At 72.2% G+C, this 23,447-nt stretch carries 20 protein-coding genes and 1 tRNA gene; 11 read left to right on the top strand and 10 right to left on the bottom strand.

Features of this window, described 5'->3' with window-relative positions; translation table 11 throughout:
- Nucleotides 1-61: 61 nt before the first annotated feature.
- Entirely contained in the window at nucleotides 62-1,207 is a 1,146-nt protein-coding gene (gene hppD / locus ACFCXS_RS07240; protein WP_376642066.1) for a 4-hydroxyphenylpyruvate dioxygenase, read from the bottom strand.
- A 123-nt stretch (nucleotides 1,208-1,330) separates the two neighbouring features.
- Here hppD and ACFCXS_RS07235 point away from each other — a divergent pair, with 123 nt between their 5' ends.
- The 7 genes from ACFCXS_RS07235 to ACFCXS_RS07205 are packed head-to-tail and all read left to right on the top strand — an operon-like array spanning nucleotide 1,331 to nucleotide 6,290.
- Nucleotides 1,331-1,801, top strand: coding sequence for an Lrp/AsnC family transcriptional regulator (locus ACFCXS_RS07235; protein WP_376642065.1), 471 nt, complete (start codon nucleotides 1,331-1,333; stop codon nucleotides 1,799-1,801).
- Nucleotides 1,802-1,820: 19 nt separating this feature from the next.
- The gene (locus ACFCXS_RS07230) at nucleotides 1,821-2,468 is read left to right on the top strand and encodes an ABC transporter permease (RefSeq protein WP_376642064.1); all 648 of its coding nucleotides are present in this window, start codon (nucleotides 1,821-1,823) and stop codon (nucleotides 2,466-2,468) included.
- On the top strand, nucleotides 2,461-3,720 hold the full coding sequence (locus tag ACFCXS_RS07225) for a betaine/proline/choline family ABC transporter ATP-binding protein (protein ID WP_376642063.1): 1,260 nt from the start codon (nucleotides 2,461-2,463) through the stop codon (nucleotides 3,718-3,720). The genes ACFCXS_RS07230 and ACFCXS_RS07225 overlap by 8 nt, the downstream gene beginning before the upstream one ends.
- On the top strand, nucleotides 3,717-4,517 hold the full coding sequence (locus ACFCXS_RS07220; protein WP_376642062.1) for an ABC transporter permease: 801 nt from the start codon (nucleotides 3,717-3,719) through the stop codon (nucleotides 4,515-4,517). The genes ACFCXS_RS07225 and ACFCXS_RS07220 overlap by 4 nt, the downstream gene beginning before the upstream one ends.
- Nucleotides 4,514-5,479, top strand: coding sequence for a glycine betaine ABC transporter substrate-binding protein (locus tag ACFCXS_RS07215; RefSeq protein ID WP_376642061.1), 966 nt, complete (start codon nucleotides 4,514-4,516; stop codon nucleotides 5,477-5,479). Before ACFCXS_RS07220 ends, ACFCXS_RS07215 begins: the two co-directional genes overlap by 4 nt.
- Before the next feature lie 51 nt (nucleotides 5,480-5,530).
- Nucleotides 5,531-6,106, top strand: a complete 576-nt coding sequence (locus tag ACFCXS_RS07210; RefSeq protein ID WP_376642060.1) for an ArsR/SmtB family transcription factor — start codon at nucleotides 5,531-5,533, stop codon at nucleotides 6,104-6,106.
- 13 nt (nucleotides 6,107-6,119) lie between these two features.
- Nucleotides 6,120-6,290 carry a hypothetical protein gene (locus ACFCXS_RS07205; RefSeq protein ID WP_351628077.1) on the top strand — a complete coding sequence of 57 codons (171 nt, stop codon included), beginning with the start codon at nucleotides 6,120-6,122 and terminating at the stop codon, nucleotides 6,288-6,290.
- Here ACFCXS_RS07205 and ACFCXS_RS07200 read toward each other — a convergent pair.
- The 4 genes from ACFCXS_RS07200 to ACFCXS_RS07185 all read right to left on the bottom strand — a co-directional run bounded on the left by ACFCXS_RS07200 (nucleotide 6,287) and on the right by ACFCXS_RS07185 (nucleotide 12,000).
- Complete coding sequence (locus ACFCXS_RS07200; protein ID WP_376642059.1) at nucleotides 6,287-7,078, bottom strand: S16 family serine protease; 792 nt, start codon at nucleotides 7,076-7,078, stop codon at nucleotides 6,287-6,289. The two genes, ACFCXS_RS07205 and ACFCXS_RS07200, sit on opposite strands and share 4 nt — an antisense overlap.
- A gap of 383 nt (nucleotides 7,079-7,461) precedes the next feature.
- A complete protein-coding gene (locus tag ACFCXS_RS07195; protein WP_351628082.1) occupies nucleotides 7,462-8,103 on the bottom strand; it encodes a helix-turn-helix domain-containing protein in 642 nt (213 codons plus the stop codon).
- A 300-nt stretch (nucleotides 8,104-8,403) separates the two neighbouring features.
- Complete coding sequence (locus tag ACFCXS_RS07190; protein WP_376642058.1) at nucleotides 8,404-10,203, bottom strand: DEAD/DEAH box helicase; 1,800 nt, start codon at nucleotides 10,201-10,203, stop codon at nucleotides 8,404-8,406.
- Between the two features lie 267 nt (nucleotides 10,204-10,470).
- Nucleotides 10,471-12,000, bottom strand: a complete 1,530-nt coding sequence (locus ACFCXS_RS07185; RefSeq protein ID WP_376642057.1) for an MFS transporter — start codon at nucleotides 11,998-12,000, stop codon at nucleotides 10,471-10,473.
- Nucleotides 12,001-12,207: 207 nt separating this feature from the next.
- On the opposite strand from ACFCXS_RS07185, the gene ACFCXS_RS07180 reads away from it, so the two are divergent.
- Nucleotides 12,208-12,279, top strand: a tRNA-Cys gene (locus tag ACFCXS_RS07180).
- Between the two features lie 133 nt (nucleotides 12,280-12,412).
- On the opposite strand, the gene ACFCXS_RS07175 is transcribed toward ACFCXS_RS07180, so the two are convergent.
- Nucleotides 12,413-12,901 (bottom strand): DUF6083 domain-containing protein, encoded by a 489-nt coding sequence (locus tag ACFCXS_RS07175; RefSeq protein WP_376642056.1) that lies wholly within the window; start codon nucleotides 12,899-12,901, stop codon nucleotides 12,413-12,415.
- A gap of 224 nt (nucleotides 12,902-13,125) precedes the next feature.
- Here ACFCXS_RS07175 and ACFCXS_RS07170 point away from each other — a divergent pair, with 224 nt between their 5' ends.
- The 3 genes from ACFCXS_RS07170 to ACFCXS_RS07160 all read left to right on the top strand — a co-directional run bounded on the left by ACFCXS_RS07170 (nucleotide 13,126) and on the right by ACFCXS_RS07160 (nucleotide 16,405).
- Complete coding sequence (locus ACFCXS_RS07170; protein WP_376642055.1) at nucleotides 13,126-14,352, top strand: LPXTG cell wall anchor domain-containing protein; 1,227 nt, start codon at nucleotides 13,126-13,128, stop codon at nucleotides 14,350-14,352.
- 66 nt (nucleotides 14,353-14,418) lie between these two features.
- Entirely contained in the window at nucleotides 14,419-15,015 is a 597-nt protein-coding gene (locus ACFCXS_RS07165) for a TetR/AcrR family transcriptional regulator (protein WP_376642054.1), read from the top strand.
- Nucleotides 15,016-15,208: 193 nt separating this feature from the next.
- Entirely contained in the window at nucleotides 15,209-16,405 is a 1,197-nt protein-coding gene (locus ACFCXS_RS07160; protein WP_376642053.1) for an MFS transporter, read from the top strand.
- Between the two features lie 21 nt (nucleotides 16,406-16,426).
- Here ACFCXS_RS07160 and ACFCXS_RS07155 read toward each other — a convergent pair whose 3' ends face one another.
- From ACFCXS_RS07155 to ACFCXS_RS07140, 4 genes are all read right to left on the bottom strand, one after another.
- Entirely contained in the window at nucleotides 16,427-17,593 is a 1,167-nt protein-coding gene (locus ACFCXS_RS07155) for an SUKH-4 family immunity protein (protein WP_376642052.1), read from the bottom strand.
- Between the two features lie 352 nt (nucleotides 17,594-17,945).
- Nucleotides 17,946-20,264: a xanthine dehydrogenase family protein molybdopterin-binding subunit gene (locus ACFCXS_RS07150; RefSeq protein WP_376642051.1), complete on the bottom strand. Its 2,319-nt coding sequence runs from the start codon at nucleotides 20,262-20,264 to the stop codon at nucleotides 17,946-17,948.
- Nucleotides 20,261-22,534: a 2Fe-2S iron-sulfur cluster-binding protein gene (locus tag ACFCXS_RS07145; RefSeq protein ID WP_376642050.1), complete on the bottom strand. Its 2,274-nt coding sequence runs from the start codon at nucleotides 22,532-22,534 to the stop codon at nucleotides 20,261-20,263. Before ACFCXS_RS07145 ends, ACFCXS_RS07150 begins: the two co-directional genes overlap by 4 nt.
- A complete protein-coding gene (locus ACFCXS_RS07140) occupies nucleotides 22,531-23,424 on the bottom strand; it encodes an FAD binding domain-containing protein (protein ID WP_376642049.1) in 894 nt (297 codons plus the stop codon). Before ACFCXS_RS07140 ends, ACFCXS_RS07145 begins: the two co-directional genes overlap by 4 nt.
- Between the last annotated feature and the right edge of the window lie 23 nt (nucleotides 23,425-23,447).

Raw genomic sequence — 23,447 nt, 5'->3', positions numbered from 1 at the left:
CCCGCACGACCCGGGACACCTGCGGGACCCGCGGCATCCGCACGACCCGCGGCACCGGCGGCTACAGGTTGCCGCGGCGCTCCTGCTCGCGCTCGATCGCCTCGAACAGGGCCTTGAAGTTGCCCTTGCCGAAGCCCATCGAGCCGTGGCGTTCGATGATCTCGAAGAAGACGGTCGGACGGTCCTGGACCGGCTTGGTGAAGATCTGCAGCAGGTAGCCGTCCTCGTCGCGGTCGGCGAGGATCTTCAGTTCGCGCAGGGTGTCGAGCGGGACGCGGGTCTCGCCGACCCACTCCCCCAGCGTGTCGTAGTAGGAGTCGGGCGTGTTGAGGAACTCGACACCGGCCGCGCGCATCGTGCGGACCGTCTGCACGATGTCATTGGTGTTGAGCGCGATGTGCTGCACGCCCGCGCCGCCGTAGAACTCCAGGTACTCGTCGATCTGGGACTTCTTCTTGGCGATGGCCGGCTCGTTGATCGGGAACTTGACCTTGAGCGTGCCGTCGGCGACGACCTTCGACATCAGGGCGCTGTACTCGGTGGCGATGTCGTCGCCCACGAACTCCTTCATGTTCGTGAAGCCCATGACCTTGTTGTAGAAGCCGACCCACTCGTTCATCCTGCCGAGCTCGACGTTGCCGACGCAGTGGTCGATCGCCTGGAAGGTGCGCCGGGCGGGCGGCTCGACCATCGGCTCGGCCGCGGCGAAGCCGGGCAGGTAGGGGCCGTCGTAGCCGGAGCGCTCGACGAGGGTGTGGCGGGTCTCGCCGTAGGTGGCGATGGCGGCCAGGACGACCGTGCCGTGCTCGTCCTTCCGCTCGTACGGCTCGGCGACGGAGCGGGCGCCGTGCTCCAGGGCGTAGGCGTGGGCGGCGCGCGCGTCCGGGACCTCGATGGCGAGGTCGACGACACCGTCGCCGTGCTCGGCCACGTGCTTCGCGAGGAAGTGGCCCCAGTCGGTGGTGGGCTTGATGACCGAGGTGAGGACGAAGCGGGCGGAGCCGTTCTCCAGGACGTACGCGGCGGTCTCGCGGCTGCCGTTCTCCGGTCCGGAGTAGGCGACCAGCTTCATGCCGAAGGCGGTGGAGTAGTAGTGCGCCGCCTGCTTGGCGTTGCCCACGGCGAAGACGACCGCGTCCATTCCCTTGACCGGGAAGGGATCGGCCTGCCGGGCGGTGTCGGGAGTGTGGTCTGTGGTCTGCGTCATAGCCGCAGGGTCTCCCTGCCCGGCAAGGTGCGCAATAGTTTGTGTTTTGACTGGGCAATCTGTTCAGTGATATGGCCGTGGCGGCGGCCTTTCTGTACAGGATGACCATGCCGGGAGGCTGCTGTGGCGATCGATCATCTGGACGGCCGGATCATTCTGCTGCTGGCCCGGGAACCGCGGATCGGGGTGCTGGAGATGTCCCGGCGGCTGGGGGTGGCCCGGGGCACCGCGCAGGCGCGGCTGGACCGGCTTCAGTCGAACGGAGTCATCCGCGGATTCGGTCCCGAGGTGGACCCGGCCGCGCTCGGCTACCCCGTGACGGCGTTCGCGACGCTGCAGATCCGGCAGGGTCAAGGGCCCGACGTACGGGCCCACTTGGCGACCGTGCCGGAGGTGCTGGAGCTGCACACCACCACCGGCACCGGGGACATGCTGTGCCGTCTCGTGGCCCGCTCCAACGCCGATCTCCAGCGTGTGATCGACCGGGTCGTCGGTTTTGATGGCATCGTCCGGGCCTCCACGGCGATCGTCATGGAGAACCCCGTTCCGCTGCGGATCATCCCGCTCGTGGAGCAGGCCGCGGAGGAGACCTGACGTGTAGGGGTGAGCGCGTGTGAACTTCTGGGAGTACCTGGTCAACCGGCACCAGCAGCTGCTCACGGACGCCTACCAGCACGCGAGCGTGGTCTTCCAGTGCATGGTCGTGGCGACGGCGCTCGGGGTGCTGATCGGCGTGGTCACCTACCGCAGCGAGTGGGCCAGGAACCTCGCGACCACGACGACCGCCACCATCCTGACCGTGCCGGCGCTCGCCCTGATCGGTCTGCTCATCCCCCTCGTGGGCCTCGGGGTGCCGCCCACGGTGATCGCGCTGACGCTGTACGGGCTGCTGCCGGTCGTGCGCAACGCGATCGTCGGGCTGCGCGGGGTCGATCCGGCGCTGGTGGACGCGGCCACGGGCATCGGGATGTCCCGGCCGTCCCGGCTGCTGCGGATCGAACTGCCGCTGGCCTGGCCGCCGATCCTGACCGGGATCCGGGTCTCCACCCAGATGCTGATGGGCATCGCGGCCATCGCGGCGTACGCATCCGGCCCGGGTCTCGGCAACGTCATCTTCCGCGGCCTCGCCTCGCTGGGCAGCGCCAACGCGCTCAACCAGGTCCTCGCGGGCACGCTCGGCATCATCATCCTGGCGCTGCTGTTCGACGCCGCCTACGTCCTGATCGGACGGCTGACCATCCCCAGGGGGATCCGTGCCTGAGACCGGTGACCACGGCGCCTCCATCGAGCTGGAGAGCCTGACCAAGCTCTATCCCGGCAGTGCGCAGCCGGCCGTGGACAACGTGAGCATGCAGATCGACGCGGGCGAGGTCGTCGTCTTCGTCGGCCCCTCGGGCTGCGGCAAGTCCACCACGCTCAAGATGATCAACCGGCTGATCGAGCCGACCGGCGGCCGCATCCGCATCGGCGGCGAGGACGTCACCGACATGGACCCGGTCAAGCTGCGCCGCAAGGTCGGCTACGCCATCCAGTCCGCCGGCCTCTTCCCGCACATGACGGTCGCGCAGAACATCGGGATCGTCCCGAGGATGCTCGGCTGGCCGAAGACGCGGATCAAGGAGCGGACCGAGGAGCTCCTCGATCTCGTCGGCCTCGACCCCGGGGAGTTCCAGGGCCGCTACCCGCGCCGGCTCTCCGGCGGTCAGCAGCAGCGCGTGGGCGTGGCCCGGGCGCTGGCCGCCGATCCGCCGGTGCTGCTGATGGACGAGCCGTTCGGGGCGGTGGACCCGATCACCCGCGACCACCTCCAGGACGAGCTGATCCGCCTGCAGCACGAGCTGCACAAGACGATCGTGTTCGTCACCCACGACTTCGACGAGGCGATCAAGATCGGCGACCGGATCGCCGTGCTGCGCGAGCGCTCCCACATCGCGCAGTTCGACACCCCCGAGGCGATCCTCACCAACCCGGCGGACGACTTCGTGTCGGGCTTCGTGGGCGCCGGTGCGGCGCTGAAGCGCCTGAACCTGACCCGCGTACGGGACGTGGAGATCACCGACTATCCGACGGTCACGGTCGACGACCCGTTGCAGCAGATCTTCAACGAGCTGCGGACCAGCGGCAGCAACGAGATCCTGCTGCTCGACCGGCGGGGCCGTCCCTACAAGTGGCTGCGGCGCGGCGACCTGATGCGGGCCCGGGGCTCGCTGGCCCGCGCCGGGACCCTGGTGAGCGACACGGTCACCCGGGACGCGACCCTGCGGGACGCGCTGGAGGCGGTGCTCACCGACAACGCCGGGCGGGTGGCGGTGACCGGGCGGCGTGGCGAGTACACGGGGGTCGTCGACATGGAGACCCTGATGAACTCCGTGCACGAGATGCTGGAGGCGGACCGGCTCGACGCCATGGAGCACCAGCACGAACTGCAGTCGCTGCGGGCCTCGCAGACGCATGCGGAGCAGGAGGGGGCCGCGGGTCCGGCGGGCGTGGGCGGCCCGGGAGGGGAGCGGTGACGGTCACGGAGGCCGGGGAGACCTCCGAGCCCGTCGGGGAGGCGCCCCCTGCGGAGCGCCCGCCCGCGCGTCTGACCTGGCAGAAGCTGACGTTCCTGCCGGTCGCGCTGATCGCCGTGCTGCTCGTCACCTGGCTCTGGTTCCAGCAGGCCGACCTGGACGCGCTCACCCGCAACGCCCTGTCGGGCGGTCAGGTCACCAAGGCGCTGTGGCAGCACATCCAGCTCACCGCGATCTCCACGTTCTTCGTGCTGGTCATCGCGATCCCGCTGGGCATCGTGCTGACCCGTGGGGCGATGAGCAGGGCCACCCCGGTGGCGATGGCGCTCGCCAACACGGGCCAGGCGACCCCGGCGATCGGTCTGCTCGCGCTCCTGGTGATCTGGCTGGGAATCGGCCGCAGGGCCGCCCTGATCGGCATGATCATCTACGCCATCCTGCCGGTGCTCTCCAACACGATCACGGGCCTGAAGGCGAACGACCCGACCCTGCTGGAGGCGGCCCGCGGCATCGGCATGTCCCCGACGGGGGTGCTGACCCGGGTGGAACTCCCGCTCGCGGTCCCGCTGATCCTCGCGGGCGTGCGCACGGCCCTCGTCCTGAACGTCGGCACGGCGACCCTGGCGGTCTTCGGCGGGGGCGGCGGCCTCGGTGTGCTGATCACGACCGGGATCACCAACCAGCGGATGCCGGTGCTGGTGCTGGGCTCGGTCCTCACGGTGGTGCTGGCGCTGCTGGTGGACTGGCTGGCGTCGCTCGTCGAACTGCTGCTGCGTCCGCGGGGGTTGCAGCCATGAGGGGGCCTACGTGCCGGGCGGCGGCGGGGCTGCTGCTGGCGGCCTCCGGGTGCGGCCTGACCAGCGGCTCTCCCCTCACCGACGATGTGAAGCCGGGCTCCATCGGCCGGGGTGAGCCGCTGAAGGGCGCGCATCTGACGGTGACGTCGAAGTCGTTCACCGAGCAGCTGATCCTCGGCTCGATCATGGGCATCGCCTTCGAGGCGGCCGGGGCGGACGTCATCGACCGCACCGGCATCCAGGGCTCCATCGGCAGTCGCGAGGCGGTCCGCAAGGGCGACGCGGACGCCGGGTACGAGTACACGGGCACGGCCTGGATCACGTACCTCGGGCACAGCAGGCCGATCACCGATCCGCAGGAGCAGTGGGAGGCGGTGAAGAAGGAGGACACGAAGAACGGGGTGGTCTGGCTGCCGCCGTCGAAACTCGACAACACCTACGCGCTGGCGATGAACCAGCAGAACGCGAAGAAGTACGGCACGAAGACCATGTCGGACGTGGCGAAGCTGGCGAAGACCGACCCGGGGGCCGTGAAGCTGTGCGTGGAGGTCGAGTTCGCCAACCGGGCGGACGGGCTGCCGGGCATGCAGAAGGCCTACGGCATGAACGTGCCTGCGCGGAACATCACGCAGATGGACACCGGGATCATCTACACGCAGACCGCGAAGGGCAACTGCACGTACGGGGAGGTGTTCACCACCGACGGGCGCATCAAGTCCATGAACCTGGTCGTGATGGACGACGACAAGAAGTTCTTCCCCAACTACAACGCCGCGCCGATGATCAACGCGAAGTCCCTGAAGGAGTGGCCGGCGATCGCGGAGGTCCTGAACCCTGTGACGGCGAAGCTGAACAACTCCGTGGCGCAGGCGCTGAACGCGAAGGTGGATGTGGACGGGGAGGATCCGCACCAGGTGGCGCTGGACTGGATGGTGGAGGAGGGGTTCGTCGAGGAGGGGTGAGTTACAAAGGGACCGTTGCAAAGAGTGCTTTGCAACGCTACCTTTGCATGCATGCCCGACGAACCGGCTCCCCGTCTGCTCGACGCCCGCTCGCTGCGCGGCCTGGCTCATCCCCTGCGGATGCAGCTGCTGGTCGCGCTGCGGCGCGGCGGCCCTGCCACCGCTTCTCAACTGGCGGAGAAACTGGGCGAGTCCAGCGGCGCGACCAGCTACCACCTACGGCAACTCGCCGCACACGGGTTCGTCGCCGACGACCCGGAGCGCGGCAAGGGCCGGGAGCGCTGGTGGAAGGCGGTGGACAGGGGCGTCCAGATCGACGAAACCCTGATCCAGGACCCGGATCCGGCCGTGCGGGGAGCCGTCGCCCTGTTCCGGTACGAGATCGCCAACGTGCACACCCAGGAGATCTCGACCTGGCTCGGCAACACGAGCGAGTGGGGAGAGGAATGGGACGGCGCCACGGACCTCAGCGACTTCTCGCTGAGGCTCACTCCCGAACTCGCCCGTGAGCTGGTCGGCAAGATGCACGACCTCATCCAGAGCTACCGCCCTCTGCCCGAGGGCACCCCGGACGCCGAGACGGTACGCGTCCACACGCACGTCTTCCCCAGCCAGACGACGCTGTGAAAGGCCACCACTCATGCACCCGGACATCCACCTCGCCCTGCACCACGCCCGCGCCGCCGAACTCCGTGCCGAGACCGAACCCCGTCCGGCGCACCGTCCCGAACTCCGTACGCGTCTGGGCTGGGCCCTCATCGAGGTCGGGCTGAAGCTCGCCACCCGGCCCGGGCCGGTGCCCGCGCACTAGCAACCGGGGACGGAGCCCTTCCCCGTCTCCAGGGCCACCAGTGAACTCACGGTGCTCTTCAGTGTGGTCACCGGAATCAGCCGCAGGCCCTTCGGGAGCTCGGCGCGTGCGTCGCGGCACTCCGCCTTGGGGACCAGGAACACCGTCGCCCCGTCCCGCTTCGCGGCCTGGGTCTTGAGGGCGACGCCCCCCACCGCACCGACCCGGCCGGCCGCGTCGATCGTGCCCGTACCGGCGATGACCCGGCCGCCGGTGAGATCCCCGCCCGTGCCGTCGCCGTCGAGCTTGTCGACGATGCCGAGGGAGAAGAGCAGCCCCGCGCTGGGTCCGCCCACGTCCGCGAGCTTCAGCGTGACCTCGACGTCCTTGTCGTCCAGGCCGAGGTATCCCAGCGCGGCCTGGGTCGCCGCGTCCTGGGACTCCTTCATCTGCTGCTCGTTGTGCTGCTCGATCTCCTTGACGTTGTCCCCGCTCGGGTAGACGGAGTCGCGCGGCATGACCGCCTGGTCGGTGCGGAACCAGCTGTCGATGACGTCCGGGAGCGAGACCCGGGTGTCCGGGGAGGTCGCCTCGATGGTGGTCATCCGCAGCTGGCCCTTGGTGTCCCGGACCGGCGCACCGGAGACGGTGATCACCTCCGTGCCCTTGTTCTCACCGAGCACGTTCGCCGTCAGCCCCGGCTGCGCCACCGAGAACGGCAGCGGCGCGAACACGGCCGTCGCGAGCAGGGCCACGACGGGCAGGGCGCAGACGGCGAGGGCCTGGGGGCGCGTGAGGCGAGAGGACACGGGATCAATCTAACGCGGGAGGGAGATACGGCCGGGACCAGGGCGTCCGGGGCCCGAGCGGAGAGGCCGCCGGCATCGGCGCGAGGCATCCGGCCACCGGTGCGGGGAAGCCGCCGTCCCTCAGCGCAGGGCGTCCCGCTCCGGTGCGGGGAAGCCCGCCGGTCCTCCGCGCGAGGCGTCCGGCCGCCGGTGCGGGGAAGCCGCCGTCCCTCAGCGCAGGGCGTCCCGCTCCGGTGCGGGGAAGCCCGCCGGTCCTCCGCGCGAGGCATCCGGCCACCGGTGCGGGGAAGCCGCCGCCCCTCAGCGCGAGGCGTCCCGCTCCGGTGCGGGGGCCGCCGGTCCTCCGCGCGAGGCGTCCGGCCGCCGGTGCGGGCGGCCTGCTGTCAGCGCAGTGCCTCCGCGACCTCACGGGCCGCGTCGACCACCCGCGGTCCCACCCGTTCCGGCACCGCCTCGGCCAGCATCACCACGCCCACGCTGCCCTCGACGCCCGTCACGCCCAGCAGCGGTGCCGCGGCCCCCCAGGCACCCGCCTCCAGCTCCCCGTGGGTCAGCATGTAACCGGGTTCGGCCATCGGGTGCTGCCGGGCCGCGAGTATCGCCTTGCCGGCGGCGCCCCGGTCCAGGGGGTGACGGAACCCGGCGCGGTAGGCGACGTGATAGTCCGTCCAGGTCGGCTCCACGACGGCCACGGCCAGCGCGTCCGCCCCGTCGACCATGGTCAGGTGCGCCGTCGCGCCGATGTCCTCGGCCAGTGACCGCAGCGCCGGCATCGCGGCCTCCCGCACCAGCGGATGGACCTGGCGCCCCAGACGCAGCACGCCGAGCCCGACCCGGGCACGTCCGCCGAGGTCACGGCGTATGAGGGCGTGCTGTTCCAGCGTGGCGAGCAACCGGTACACGACAGTCCGGTTCACTCCCAGCCGGAGGGAGAGTTCGGTCACGGTCAGCCCGTGGTCCGTGTCGGCGAGCAGCTTGAGGACACGCAGTCCCCGGTCGAGCGTCTGGGAGGTCTCCGCGGTCACGACGCCCACTCCTTAGTGGTGAGGGTCGGCGGCTCCCCGGTCGGCGGATGCGTCACCGAGTCCCGTCGGTTACGCGCTTCAGAGGCCGCCGATCGGTCGGCGGCCCGGCCTGTCCGGACCGCGTCGCTTCACGGCTGCGCTCCGCGGCGGCGCTGCCACGGGGCGTGTGCGTAGCCGGACAGTAGCGAAGCAGGTTCGCTGAGCGGAAGTCTCCGTCCAGAATCCGGGCACGGGACAGGGCGTACTGCTGGAATTGCGGCGGTATGCACGCCCCCCAGGTTGTTTGGCCCGCCCGGACCGTCACTTCATGCGCGTGGCCCACTCCTGCACCTTGGCGATCCGCTGCTGCAGCTGCCCCGCCGTCGCCTCCGCCGCCGGAGGCCCCCCGCACACGCGCCGCAGTTCCGTGTGGATCACCCCGTGCGGCTTGCCGCTCTGGTGGACGTACGCGCCGACCATCGTGTTGAGCTGGCGCCGCAGCTCCATCATCTCCTTGTGGGAGACCACGGGCCGCCGCTCGGCGGGCACTTCGAGCAGGTCGGCTTCCGCGTCCGGCTTCTTGCGGCTGTGCGAGATCTGTTTGGCCTGCCGCTTCTGGAGCAGCAGCTGCACCTGGTCGGGCTCCAGCAGACCCGGGATGCCGAGGTAGTCCTGCTCCTCCTCGCTGCCCGGGTGGGCCTGCATGCCGAACTCGGCGCCGTTGTACATGACCCGGTCGAAGACGGCCTCGGACTCCAGCGCCTCGAAGGAGAACTGCTCCTGCTCGCCGGTGTCCTCGTCCTGCTCCCGGTTCGCCTCGTCCATCTCCTGCTCGGACTCGGCGTACGGGTCCTCCTCGCCCTCCTTCTTGGGCTTGTCGAGGACGTGGTCGCGCTCGCGCTCCATCTCGTTGGCGAAGGAGAGCAGGTCGGGCACGGTCGGCAGGAACACGGAGGCGGTCTCGCCGCGCCGCCGGGACCGCACGAAACGCCCGACGGCCTGCGCGAAGAAGAGAGGGGTGGAGATGGTGGTGGCGTAGACGCCGACGGCCAGGCGCGGCACGTCGACGCCCTCGGACACCATCCGCACCGCGACCATCCACCGGTCGTTGCTGCCGCTGAAGTCGTCGATGTTCTTGGACGCGCCGGTGTCGTCGGACAGCACGAGGGTCGCCTTGCTGCCGGTGATCTCGCGGATCAGCTTGGCGTAGGCGCGGGCGGAGTCCTGGTCCGCGGCGATGACGAGCGCACCCGCGTCCGGGATGGCCTTGCGCACCTCGGTCAGCCGCTGGTCGGCCGCCCGCAGCACGGACGGCATCCACTCACCGCGCGGGTCGAGGGCGGTCCGCCAGGCCTGGCTGACGGCGTCCTTGGTCATGGGCTCGCCCAGCCGGGCGGCGATCTCGTCACCGGCCTTGGTGCGCCAGCGCATGTTGCCGCTGTAGGAGAGGAAGATGACGGGCCGCACGACGTTGTCCGCGAGGGCGTTGCCGTAGCCGTAGGTGTAGTCGGCGGCGGAGCGCCGGATCCCGTCGTTCCCCTCCTCGTACGTCACGAAGGGGATGGGGTTGGTGTCTGACCGGAAGGGCGTACCGGTCAGGGCCAGCCGCCGGGTGGCCGGCTCGAACGCCTCCAGGCAGGCCTCGCCCCAGGACTTGCTGTCACCGGCGTGGTGGATCTCGTCGAGGATGACGAGCGTCTTGCGCTGTTCCACGCGGTTGCGGTGCAGCATCGGCCGGACACCGACACCGGCGTACGTCACGGCGACGCCGTGGTACTCCCGGCCGAGCGGCCCGGCGCTGTACTCCGGGTCGAGCTTGATCCCGATGCGGGCCGCAGCCTCCGCCCACTGCTTCTTCAGGTGCTCGGTCGGGGCGACCACGGTCACCTGCTGGACCACGTGGTGGTGCAGCATCCAGGAGGCCAGCGTCAGCGCGAAGGTCGTCTTGCCGGCGCCGGGGGTGGCGACCGCCAGGAAGTCCCGCGGCTGCTCCTGGATGTACTTGTCCATCGCGCCCTGCTGCCAGGCGCGCAGCTTGCTGGCGGTACCCCAGGGGGCGCGGCCGGGGAACGCCGGGGACAGGTGGTGCGAGGCGGAACTGGTGCCGGCGGTGGTAGTCACGGTCTCCGTTGGGGGTCGGGCGGCTCGTGCGAGGGAGCCTGACGGCTCGGCTACGTATGACAACCGGGCCACCCTACCGGCGCCCCGAGCCGGTCGACGCGCGGACCGGGCCAGGGCACCCGCGGGTGGGACCGACGTCACAGCCCCCGCGACCGCGCCGTGTTCCTCCCGGCCTCCCCTTCGGCCCGGGGCGATGCCGACGACCAGCGCGCGGGCCACACCGTGGTCCCTTCGGGCCGGGTCGACGCCGCCGGAGCGGGGAAGGCGCTACGGCCGTCGTTCCCGCAACCGCGTCGACACCCAGGCGCCGGCCAGCGCGACCGCCGCCATGGGCAGGAACACCGCGGTGAAGGCGGCCGGGTGGGAACCGGAGGTGCCGGTGGCCGTGTGGGAGAGCGCGCCGCCGCCGAGCGCGGCGAAGGCCGCACCGCCGGCCGACAGCAGGACGACGTTGGAGAGGCCGTCGGAGATCTGCAGGGCGGCGGAGTTGGCGCCGGCCTCCTCGGGGGCGGAGAGCTTCAGCAGCAGAACGCTCGTCGAGGAGATCACGAGCCCCATCCCGAAGCAGCCGAAGGCCCAGGCAACGGCCACGGTCCAGACGGGCACGGAGCCGATCAGCACGCTCGGCGCCGTCGCGATGGCCGCGACCACCAGCAGCATCCCGACCGTGGTCAGCCGCTCCCGGTACGGCTCTGTCCGGGACCGGGACTGCACCCAGGAGCCCAGCGCCCACGTCCCGCCACCCGCGGCGAGCGAGAACCCGGCCAGTGTCGGACCGAGCCCGCGCTGGGTGACCAGCATCAGTGGCACGAACGACTCGGCGGCGATGAAGGACCCGGCGGCGACGCCGCGCAGCAACACGACGGACGGCAGCCCGCGAGCGGCCCGGTAGGTGCCGCGCGGCAGCAGCCCGAGCACGGCCGGCACGAGCAGGGCCACACCGAGCGCACCCGGCAGGAGCGAGAGGGGACGCAAGTCCTGCGCGGCGTACTGGAGGAGGCCGGCACCGAGGGAGATGGCCAGGGCGAGCCGGATGCGCCGACGGTCGAAAGACGCGGGAGCCTCCGCCTCGACGGACGGGTCCGCCTCGACGGAAGGGTCGGCCACCCGGGGAGTCCCCGCCGTGGCGGGCTGCGCGGCGCTCCGTCCAGCCGGGCCGGACGCCCGCCGCCGTATCTGCGGCAGTGCGAGCGCGAGCGGGAAGACGACGAGCACGGGTATCCCGGTGAACACCCACCGCCACCCCAACTGCTCGGTCACCGTGCCGGCGGCGAGCGGGCCGACGATCGACGGCAGCACCCAGCTCGCGGCGAAGGCGGCCATGATGGCGGGCCGCAGCCGCTCCGGGTAGGCCCGCCCGACGACGACGTACAGCGCGACGATCACCAACCCGCCGCCGAACCCCTGCACGGCCCGCCCCAGGATGAACACCCACATCGTCCCGGCGGTCCCGGACAGCAGCAGTCCGGCCCCGAAGGAGGCGATGCCCGCCGTCAACGGCCCCAGGGGGCCGCGCAGGTCCGACCACTGCCCGGAGAGCACCATGCCGAACAGGCTGGTCGTGAAGTACCCGGAGAACGCGAACGCGTACAGGGACACCCCGTCCAGTTCCCGGGCGGCCACGGGCATCGCCGTCCCCACGGCGGTCGCCTCGAAGGCGATGAGCAGCACGACGGAGACGATCCCGACGCTCAACGCCCGGTGTCCCGGCCCCAGCACACCCTCGTCTCCCCCGGCGAGGGAGGACGGGACGGGAGCACCCACGACATCGACGTCACGCGGCTTGGAGTCAGGCATGCCCGCCAGCGTAAGGTTCACGCGGCCTTTTCACCCCTGTCGCGAGACGGTTCCGGCCTGAGACCTTGGTCTTACGCCCTCCCCTTCGCCCACCGCCTTTCATGAACGGCGTATGGCAGCCTCGTTGCACCCCACCGGAAGCCCTTGAGTCGCACGTTGAGGGCCCCGTACGGTCAAGGCACCGAGTTCGACCTCGAGTCCGGACAAGGCCGTGTGCCCGAGTGGTTCAGGGGCTCGCCTGCAAAGCGAGTTACGTGGGTTCGAATCCCGCCACGGCCTCCGGTGTCAACCCGCCGAGCAGAGACCCTCGTTCGGGCAGAACATGACCCTCGTGTAGTTGTAACCGGTGTGGATCGTCTGACCAGCCTATTGGCCCTCTCGGGGATCTGCTGCAGGAGCGGGTCGCGCGGTTTCATCCGGTATCCGGAAGGGCTGTGGGGCCGATGGTCCCGTCGGCCTTCCGGCGTGCCCTGCGCGCGTTTTCCGCGCGTACGGCGTCCAGCCATCGCCAGATGCCCGCCTCCTGCGGGCTCAGACCGGGGCAGGCGATGCGATGCGGGACGCGGCACACCGCGCCGGGCTCGGGCTCGTCCTCACGGCTGTTCCACGCCGTGCCGTCCGAGTCCACGTACCAGCGGTGCCATGCGGGCACCATGTGCGCGGGTACCGGCATGCCCGGTTCGAGAAGGACATGCGTGCCGTAGTAGGTGACGTGCCGTTCAGCGGTCAGCCCGCATTCGGGGCATTCCGGTGGGGCGGGTGGCTCCGGGCCGGTGGCGCCTTCCGTCGCGGCCTGTGCCCGGTCGGTGTTCTCCCACGGCCGCGGCGCGTCAGGGGGCCGCTGCCGGTGTCCGTCGGGGCCTGGTAACGGGATGATGCTCGACTCGTCTGTGTCCCCCATGAGTCCGAGCATGTGCGGGAGTTCAGGGGCGCGGAAGAGCGCGTTCAGGGCGCAACGGGGCAATCCGCCGAGCGCCCGGAACCGGCGCGCCAGGCGATGTCCGGCCCGGGAGAAGTCCCGCACAACCCCGAGCGCCTCTCAGGTGTCCAGAACATGACCGGTAGCCCACGCTCCGGTCGTCGCGCCTTCCGGGGCCGACGAGGAATCCGACGAGGAGAATCACCGTGCACCTCCGCCCCTCGGCAGCCGTCCTGGCCGCTGCCGTGATCGCCGTCGCCGGTCCCGCTGTCGCCGCGCCCCTGGCGCACGCGGAGGGTGGCGAGCCCGAGCTGGTCGTGTCGGCCCTGCCGTCCGCGACTCCCGAGCCGGGCGAGGTCTACGACAAGTCCGTCACCCTCACCAACAAGGGCACGGCCGCCGTGGACGGGGTCGCCTTCCGGGTGCGTCTGACGCGTGGGCTGGACTTCCCCGAGCAGGTGAAGGGCTGCACCTACTCGACCGTCGAGGACCAGGTGCGGCAGGCACTCTGCGAGCTGGACACGGTGATCGCACCGGGCGCCTCCGTCACCACGCCCGTCCGCTTCAAGGCGCTGGACAAGGCCCTGATGGAGTCCGTCGAGTACGGCACGAGCGCGACCGGTGACGCCCCGGGCGAGGGATTCGACGACAGCTACCGGCGGCTCACCCTGACCGCGGACAACACCGCCGATCTGGTCGCGGTCGGTGAGGAGATGGAGGCACTGGCGGGCGGGGAGCAGTCGGTCACGGCGACCCTGCGCAACGACGGGCCCGGCTGGGTGCAGAACCAGGAGAGCGACGACCTCCCCGGCCTGCTGGTGCAGATCCCGCCGGGCACCGTCGCCGTGAAGGTGCCGAAGGACTGCGCACCGTTCGGGATCGACGGGCCGAGTGAACCGCAGGGGACCCCCCGCAAGCCCAAGTACGTCTGCTGGCCGCAGGACGGGACCCTCGACGTCGGCCAGTCCCTGATGTACACCTTCACCTTGAAGATCAAGAAGTCCGCGCAGGACACCGAGGGCGAGATCAAGGCGTCGTCCGTCTACGACATCGCCCCCGCGTACGACGAGAACCGCGCCAACAACATCGCCTCGATCGGCATCGACCTGCCGAGCGACTACGAGCCCGAGCCGAGTCCCTCGGACGGTACCGACGGCGGTTCCGGCAACGGCGGGAACGGCAACGCCCCCGAGGGACAGGCCGCCGGCGGCACGGGCGCCACTGCCTCCCCCTCGGCGTCCGCGTCGGCCTCGGAGGGCACCACGACCGGTGGCTCCACCGGCACCTCGGCCGGCAGCACCACCGGCGGCAGCCTCGCCACGACCGGCTCCGACGGCACCCCGCTCCTGGCTGGTGCCGCGGCAGCCGCCGCGGCGCTCGGAGGCGGCCTGGTCGTCGCCGTCCGCCGCCGCAACGCCGTCAAGTCCGGCTGACGCGGCCGGATTCCGGCCCGCCTCCTCGTATTGCACCGGCCAATCCAAAACGGTTAGGGTGATGCCATGGCCCGGCCGAGGATGTTCGACGAGGAGCGGGCCCTGGACGCGGCGATGCACACGTTCTGGAAGAAGGGCTACGAGGCCACTTCCACACAGGACCTGTGCGACGCCACGGGACTGGGGCGCAGCAGCGTCTACAACACGTTCAAGAGCAAGCACGACCTGTTCGAGCGCGCGTTGAGCCGCTACATCGACACCATGACGACCGCACAGCTGGCCGTCCTGGAGGATGGGCGACTCAACGGCGCCGACCGCGTCCGCACGCTCTTCACCATGGTCATCGACGGCGACGCGGAACACCGGACGGAGGGCCGCAGTATCGGCTGCCTGACCGTGAACACCACGGTCGAGCTGGCCACCCGAGACGCCGATGCGGCCCGCATGCTGGAGCGTGACACGGCCCGCCGGCTGGCGGCCCTGCGGGCGGTCGTCGAGGAGGGCCGGCGGGACGGCAGCATCACCTCCACCCGGGACACCGGCGCGCTGGCCCGGTTCCTCAACGCGGCGATCGCCGGCATGCGCATCTCGGGCCAGGGCGGCGCGGACCGTGCCGCGATGGAGTCGATCGCCGAGGTCACCCTGGACGCCCTGACCCACTGACCCCTCCCCCTCCCCCTCCCCCTTCCTCTTCCCCGGCCCACCGGATCGCCGGCTCACCGCTTCCTGCCTGCCGAACACACACTCCCGGGTGTGCCCACGCATGCCCAGGTTTTGAACTGACCGATACATAACACTGAACCCCCGAAGCCCCCTGAACCCGTGGATCCCCGAAATCCCCAAGGAGACCGAAACCGTGCCACGTGCCGTATACGTCCTGGCGCTCGGCATCTTCGCCATGGTGACCAGTGAGTTCGTGGTCGCCGGGCTGATGCCCCAGATGGCCGACGGGCTGGACGCGACCATTCCGCAGATCGGGTATCTCATCACCGCGTTCGCGGTGGCCATGGCGGCCGGCGGGCCGTTCCTCACCGTGGCGCTCATGAAACTCCCGGTGCGCACGGTACTGATGGTGCTGTTCGCCATCTTCCTGACAGGCAACGTCCTCGCCGCCACCGCGAACGGCTACGCCACGATGATGGCCGCCCGGATCATCAGCGGCGTCGCCTCCCAGGCCTTCTTCGGCGTGGGAATCTCGATGTGCGCCCGGATCACCCGCCCTGAGGTCCGCGGCCGTGCCATCGCGGTCGCGATGAACGGCCTCATGCTCGGCACCCTGCTCGGGCTGCCGCTGTCGACCCTGGTCGGCGAACGGTTCGGCTGGCGTGCGGCGTTCTGGGCGATCACCCTGATCACGGTGATCGCCGCCCTGGCCACCCTTCTCGGTGTACCTCGCGTCGAGCGCGCCGAGGGCGACAACGGACTGCGGGCGGAGCTCGGCGTGTTCAGGAAGCCGCGCCTGTGGCTGGTGCTGTCCACCAGCACGCTCATCATCGGCGCCACCTTCTCGGCGTTCAGCTACCTCAACCCGATCCTCACCGACGTCACCGGCTTCTCCGCCGGTACCGTCCCCTTCCTGCTGATCGCCTACGGTGCCGCCACCGTCGTCGGCAACACCGTCGTCGGACGCCTCGCCGACCGTCACACCGTGCCGGTGCTCGCCGCAGGGCTGGCCCTGAACACCGTCTTCCTCGCCGGCTTCGCGCTGCTCGCCGGCCTGCCCGTCCCGGCCGTCGTCTGCATGATGGGCGTCGGACTCGTCGGCGTCACCATGAACCCGGCGATGGTGACCCGCGTTCAGCGCACCGGCAACGCGGGGCCGCTGGTCAACACCGTGCACTCCTCGTTCATCACGCTCGGCGTCATCATCGGCTCCTCCATGGGCGCCGTCTTCATCGACAACTGGGGCCTGCGCGCCCCGCTCTGGCTGGGTGCGGTCATGGCGCTGGTGGGCCTGGCCACCGTTGTGCCCGACCTCGCCCGCCGCTCCACCCCCGTGACCGGCCCGGCGGATGCCCGGGCCGCCGAGCGGGAACAGCCGCAGCGGGTCTGAGCAGGGCCCGAGGCCGTGTCCTCAGAGCACCCCGCCGGCCTCGTCCTGGAACGCGTCCGTCCAGTAGTGGCGGACCGTTCTGCCCGCGGTGACGCCCGTGGGGTCCACGCTCGACAGGACCTGAAGCATCGTCATGGCCAGCTGGTCGTAGGTGTCGGTGGTCAGCTCGTGGGACGACTCGGCGTCTATCGCACGCTCGCGGTGCAGGAGCCAGAGGGTGAAGGCGAGGGTCGACACATCCGTGTTGAGCGGGGACAGCGTCGCCTCGGGTTCGCTCCAGTGCAGGACGGCGCCCGTCGCGCCGTCGACGACCAGGCTGTTGTCCTCGACGAGGTGGCCGAGGCGGATGAGGCGGTGGGCCCCGGCGGGGAGTTCGGCCGGGGTGTCGGTGTCGGCGTAGTACTCGGCGAGCGTCGCCAGGGGGACGTCCGTGTCCAGGGAGAAGACGTGGGCGTCCTCCGGCAGGCCCACCTCGCGCAGGAAGCGGCGGGTCGGCTCGTGCGTGAGGGTCGCGGGGAAGTCGACGTCCTCGAAGCGTGCCACCTTGCCGGGGCCGAACTCCTGGTCCAGGAGGCGGTGCGGGAGGTCCAGGGAGAGGCCGGACGCGCCGCCGCGGCCCGCCACCAGGGACAGGGGGCGGATCAGTGCCGCCATCTTCCAGAACGGGGCCGGTTCGCCGTCCGCGCCGTCCCGGAACACCGCGAGCAGGTGCTGCGAGGCCGCCGCCACCGCCTTGGGGCCGTAGCGGCCCGCGTAGGAGGCGAACTGGCCGCGCAGACCGGCCAGTTCGTCCGTGGCCTCCGCGAAGCGGACCAGCGTCCGCAGCGAGGGGGCCAGGGGGCGGCGGTCCATCAGGTCGGGGCGGTCGTGCAGGACGTACGTCGTGGAGATCTCGCCCGTCGCGCCGTCCAGCAGGACCGACTCCGTCTCCAGGCCGACGGGGCCCAGCAGTCCGCCTATCACCAGCTGCTCGCGCAGCTCGGCCGGGAGGCGGTCGTCCGGGTCGCCGGTCGAGTCGGCGACCGTGCGCAGGCCCTCGCGGCTCAGCTCCGCGAAGCTCAGCACGCCGCTGTCCACGGGGAGTCCGGGGCCGGTCAGCCAGTGCCGGGTGGACGCGTGTGTCACCCACGGGTCCAGCTCGGACTCGGTCAGGGTGATCACCGCGGAACCGGCGTCGGTCGTACTCATGGGCTCCCCCGCATGTGCTTGCTCACCGTCCCCTGGCGGAGCACGGCGGACCGCCCGGACCAGCCCGGCAGTCGTTCCCCACTGCCCAGAACAGTACGCCCCACCACTGACAACGCCCCGGAGCAGCGACGCGCGCCCGGCGCCCCACGCGTCCACCTCACAAGACGCTCAGAACACCCTCGCGCGTTCCCTCTTCGCAGAAATCGCTTCCGGTCTCCGGCGCGGCACCGCCGTGGCGGCCGCCCGGGCCCGGGCCGCGGCGCGCCGTCGGTTCGGGTAGCGCGTGCCGAGGCCCGGTGACCGGGTTCCGGCACGCGGAGTCGGCCCGCCCCGGCCGACCTCACGGGCAAGCTCAGGCCCGTTCGGTGACCACCGCTGCCTGGGGGCGGATCGGGAGGCGGTTCACGGGGCGGCCCGTCGCGGCGCGGACGGCCGATGCGATGGCCGCCGGGGACGTCACCACCGGCACCGCGCTGACCGCCTTCGCGCCGAAGGGGGCCACCACGTCCCGCTCCTCGACCAGCCGGACGATGCGGATGTCGGGGGCGTCGAGGGCGGTCGGGAGGGCGTAACCGGTCAGGTCGGGGTGGCGGACGATGCCGCGCGGCGTGCGGAGGTTCTCGGTGAGCGCGATGCCCACGCCCTGGGTCACGCCCGCCTCGATCCGGGCGGCGAGCTGGGCCGGGTTCAGGACGCGGCCCACGTCCTGGGCGACGGCCAGTTCCACGACCCGCACGGAGCCGATCTCGATGTCGACGTCCACCACCGCGCGGATCGCGCAGAAGGCCATGCCCACGAAGGCGTCGCCCTGGCCGGTCTCGTTCAGCGGCTCGGTCGGGTGCGGGCGGCACTGGGCGGTGGCCCACAGCTCCTTGCCGTCCAGCGCCTCGGTGACGGTCGTGGAGAGGACCCCGTCGTACGACGTGATCTTGCCGTCGGTGATCTGGAGCAGCTCCGTCGACATGCCGAACTTGTGGGCGAGCGGCTGGAGGAGCTGCGTGCGGACCATCTTCGCCGCGCGCTCCACCGCGCCGCCCGAGACCCAGGTGTGGCGGCCGCGGCAGCCCGCGCCCGCCGGGGGCTGGTCGGTGTCGACCGGCGCCACGTGCACCTCGTCGATGCCGAGTGTCTCCTGGACGATCTGCCGGGCCAGCGTCGTGAAGCCCTGCCCGGTCTCGACGGCCGCGCACAGGACCGTCGCGACCCCGTCGTGGACCTTCACCGTGGCCGTGGAGACCTCGTCCGCGCCCTCCGCGCCGAGCATGTGCACCATGCCCACGCCGTAGCCCACGCCCCGGCGCACCGCGCCCGGTTCGCCCGCGCCCTCGGGTCCGCCGGGCAGCAGCCACTCGTCCTCGGGCGTGTCCTTGGGCAGCGGCGGCAGCTCGATGTCCCGGACGGCCTGGAGGAGTTCGGCGACCGGGGCCGGGCAGGTCACGGTCTGGCCGGTCGGCAGCACGTCGCCGGTCGCGAGCGCGTTGCGCAGCCGCACTTCCGCCGGGTCGAGGCCGAGCTTCTTGGCGATCTTGTCCATCTGCGCCTCGTAGGCGGCGCAGACCTGCATGGCGCCCTCACCGCGTACGTGGCCGGAGGGGGGGTTGTTGGTGCGTACGGCCCAGCCCTCGATGAAGGCGTTCGGGATGACGTACGGGCCGCAGGCGAACGCGACGGCGGCGGCCAGGGCCTCGGCGGAGGTGTCGGCGTAGGCGCCCGCGTCGAGCAGGATCTGCGCCTCGACCTTGACGAGTCTGCCCTCGGCGTCGGCGTGGTGGCGGTAGCGCAGCAGGGTGGGGTGCCGGTGGACGTGGCCGAGGAAGGACTCCTCGCGCGTGGCGGTGAGCTTCACCGGGCAGCCGGTGCGCAGCGCCAGCAGGCCGAGCGGGAGCTGGAAGCCCTGGTCCTCGCGGTCGGCCGTGGCGCCGGGGACGCCGGTGACGACGATCTTGACGCGCTCGGGTTCCAGCCCGAAGGCCGCGGCGGCCGCGTCGCGGTCGGCGTGCGGGTCGGTGGAGGCGAGGTACAGCTCCACCCCGCCGTCCGGGCGCGGCACGGCCAGGCCCGCCTCGGCGCCGATGGGCGCGGGGTCCTGGCGGCCGATCCGGTACAGGCCCTCGACGACGATCTCGCCGGCCGCCTCCGGGTCGCCGTGGCTCAGCGGGATGTGGCGGATCAGGTTGCCGTCGGGGTGCAGCGGCTCGGCCTCGAAGGCCTGCTCCGGGTCGGTCACCGGGTCGAGCACCTCGTACTCGACGATGACCGCGGCGGCCGCCATGCGCGCGGTGTCCGGGTGGTCGGCGGCGACGGCGGCGATGGGCTCGCCGTGGTGGCGCACGACCTCTGAGGCGAAGACCGGGCGGTCGGCCGTGCCGCGGCCGTGGAACGGGCTGCCGGGGACGTCCTCGTGGGTGACGACGACGCGGACGCCGGGCATCTCGCGCGCGTGGGTGGTGTCGATGGACACGATGCGCGCGTGCGGGTGGGGCGAGCGCAGCACGGCCGCCCACAGCAGGCCCTCGGCCCACAGGTCGGCGGCGTAGGGGAAGGTGCCCTCCGTCTTGGCGCGGGCGTCGGCGGGCGGGAGCGAGGCGCCGATGCCGTGCGGGAGCGGTTCCGGGGCCGGGGCGGCCTCCGCGGCCTGTGCGGCCTGGGCGGTGGCTGCTTCGTTGCTCACGCGGGGCCTCCGTCCTGGCCGTAGGGCTGGTCGTGCGCTTCTGGGGAGTGCGGTCCGGGGGCGTGCGGTTCCGGGGGCGCCCCGAAGGCCGACGCGTTCACGCCACCGGCGCCCGGGCCCGCCTGGCGCGGGATACGGGCCTCTTCGGTGTCGCCGTCGCCCGGCGCGGAGTGGGTCTCGCGTTCGGCGACGACTTCCTTGACGGCGTCCACCACGCCCCGGTAGCCCGAGCAGCGGCACAGGTTGCCGCACAGCGCCTGGCGGGTCTCCAGCTCGGTGGGCGCGGGGTTGCCCTCCAGCAGGTCGTGCACGGTCATCGCCATGCCGGGGACGCAGAAGCCGCACTGCACGGCGCCGCAGCGCGCGAGCGCCCGCTGTACGTCCGACGGCCGGCCGTCCTCGGCCAGTCCCTCGACGGTACGGACCTCGCTGCCGGCGGCGGTCACGGACGGGACCAGGCAGGACGCCACGAGCCGCCCGTCGACCTGGACGTTGCACGCGCCGCACTCGCCCTGTGAGCAGCCGTCCTTGGCGCCGGCGAGTCCGAGCCGCTCGCGCAGCACGTACAGCAGGGACTCGCCGATCCACGCGTCGGTGACGGGGCGTTCGGTGCCGTTGACGCGCAGGACGTACGAGGCGAGGGGGTGTTCCTCCTGGGGGAGGGTGACGGACGGGGCGTCGGGGGCGTGGGCCGGGTCCTCGGCCGGGGCCGGATCGTCCTGGGGCCCGCCGTCGGCGGTCTCCTGGCCGGTGTCGGCGTCGGTGTCCGCCTCCGCCGGGGCCGGCAGGGGCCCCGCAGCGGGCTCGGAGGGGCTGCCGGTGGCCTCCGGGGCGCCTGGAGCGTCCGGCGCGTCCTCGGCGTCCTCACCGGCGCCGGGAGCGGCCTGTGAGGCTTCGTGGGCGTCCTGCGGGAGCGAGGCGGCTTCCGGGTGCGTCTCGGGCAGGGGTTCCGCGGGGAACTCGCCCGGGAAGTCGCCGGGCGCCTCGGCGTAGGGGGTCTCGGGCGGGTGGGCGGCGGGCATCGGGTGACCGGCGGAGCCGGACGACGCGGGCCCGTGCCCGGGGAGGCCGGCGGACTCCGGCCCGTGGTCGGCGTACTCGGCCTGCTCGGCGTACTCGGCCTGCTCGGGCCCGTACTCGGCCTGCTCGGCGAACTCTCCCTGATCGCGTCCCTGCTCGGGGCGCTCGCCATGCTCCGGCCCCTGCTCGGCGTACCGGGACGGGTCCGTCGGGTGACCGGCGTCCCCCGGACCCGCCGGTGCGTAGTCCGAGGGCTGAGGCGCGTGGGGCGTGCCGGGCGTCTCGGGCGCGTGGCCGAACTCCCCGCCGTGCGCGGGGCCGGTGTCCTCGTGGACTCCCGGCGCATGCACGTCCTGTGGGTGCCGCCCCGACTCGTCCGGGGCCGCCTGCTGCTCCGGCGCGTATCCGGAGGCCGGTCCGGCGTCGTGCCGCTGCGCGTGCGCGTGGTCCTGGTCCTGCGCGTGACCGTGGCCCTGCTCCTGCGCGTGGCCCTGGTCGTGACCGTGCGGATGGCCCGGGTGAACCGTCTCCTGCCCCGCCGTGTCCTGCGGATCCTGCTGTCCCCACGGCCGGCCCGTGGCCTGGGTCGCCCAGGGCGCGGGCGCGCCGCCGGGCAGCGTGGCCGGTGGAGTGCCGCCCCACTGCTCGACCAGAGAGGACGTGGTGAATTCGCCCGACTCGTCCGGAAGGTCGCCTCCGGCGACGGGGATGGACCACTGCCCGGTCACGTCATGGCCGGGCGCGGACTCGGCAGCCGCCGCGGCCTCCTCGAAGTTCCACTGGCCGGTCACCGGGGGGTTGTAGGTGAACCGGTCGTCCCCGCCGTACTGCGGCGCCGTCGCGCCGGAGCCGTAGGGGGTCCCGGGGTCGTACGGCGCTTCGGAGCCGTAGGGCTGCTCGGGCACGTCGTGGCCGTGCTGGTGGTGCACCCCGTGCTCGTGAGCGTGCTGCCGGTGCGCCGCGTTCGGGTCGTGCCACTGCGCCCCGTCGACCGGCGCGCCGGGCACCGGCCACCCGCCCGTGGCCGCCGGGTCGGTGCCGGCCGCCGTCGCGGGGTTGACCGTTATCTGCGGCGGTACGTAGCCGTGGCCGGGCGCGGCGAGCGGGCTGTCGGCGGCCAGCAGGGCGTCGACGCCCCCCTCGGGCAGTTCGACGAAGGCGGTGGCGCCGTCGTCGTACTCGCCCTGGGGCAGCGGGTCCCAGCGGCTCCCGCCCCGGGGCGTGCCCTCTCCGTGCTGGTCGTCGCTCACGACAGCGCCCTCCCCAGTGCTCGTCGGGCCAGTGCGGCGACCGTGCGCCGCAGGTGCAGTACGGCGGGCGGCAGCGGTGAGACCGAGCCGTCCTCGGCCGGTGCCGCGTCGGGGATGCAGGCCGCGGCGACGTACTCCCCGAAGGCGTTCAGCGCCTCCGGGACGAGCGCGCGGTTGTTGTCCCAGTCGATGAGGCCGGCCACCCACTGCTCGGCCTCCAGGGGCCGCAGCGCCATCGGCGCTATGGCGCCCACCGCGCAGCGCACCCCCCGGCGCGCCGGGTCCAGGACGAGGGCCACGGACGCCACCGCGCGCCCCGGGCCGGTCCGGCCGGTCGCCTTCAGGAAGACCTGCGGGGCGTGCAGCAGCGGGACGCGCACGAAGCCGATGAGTTCACCGGCCCGCAGCATGTCCATCCCGGCCAGCAGGTGCGAGACGGGGATCTCCCGGCGGGCTCCGCCCGGCCCCGCGATGATCAGGGTCGCCTCCAGGGCGGCCAGCACCGGCAGCGCGTCGCCGGTGGGAGCGGCCGAGGCGATGTTGCCGCCGAGGGTGCCCGCGTTGCGGATGTGCGGGGGGCCCGCGGCGCGCGCGGCGGCGGCGAGCGCCGGGATCAGGGCCGCGAAGTCGGGGCGGCCCATGCGCGCGTGTGTGAGGCCCGCGCCGAGCAGCGCGTGACCGTCCAGGTACTGCCAGCCGCGGATCTCGCTGATCCGGCCGAGTCCCACCAGGGCGGCGGGCCTGAGCTGCCCGGAGTTGACGGCGGCCATCAGGTCGGTGCCGCCCGCGACGGGCACGGCGGCGGGCACGGCGGTGAGCGCCGCGACGGCCTCGTCCAGCGTCGTGGGCAGCGTGACGGCCTGCGCCGCCTGCGGTGCGTGCGTGGTCAAACCGGCTGCCCCTTCCCGCTGCC

This window comes from Streptomyces sp. NPDC056373 (assembly GCF_042262425.1).
Taxonomy (GTDB): Bacteria; Actinomycetota; Actinomycetes; order Streptomycetales; family Streptomycetaceae; genus Streptomyces.
Note: the sequence above shows the minus strand (reverse complement) of the source record. Positions and strands in the feature narration are given on the sequence as shown.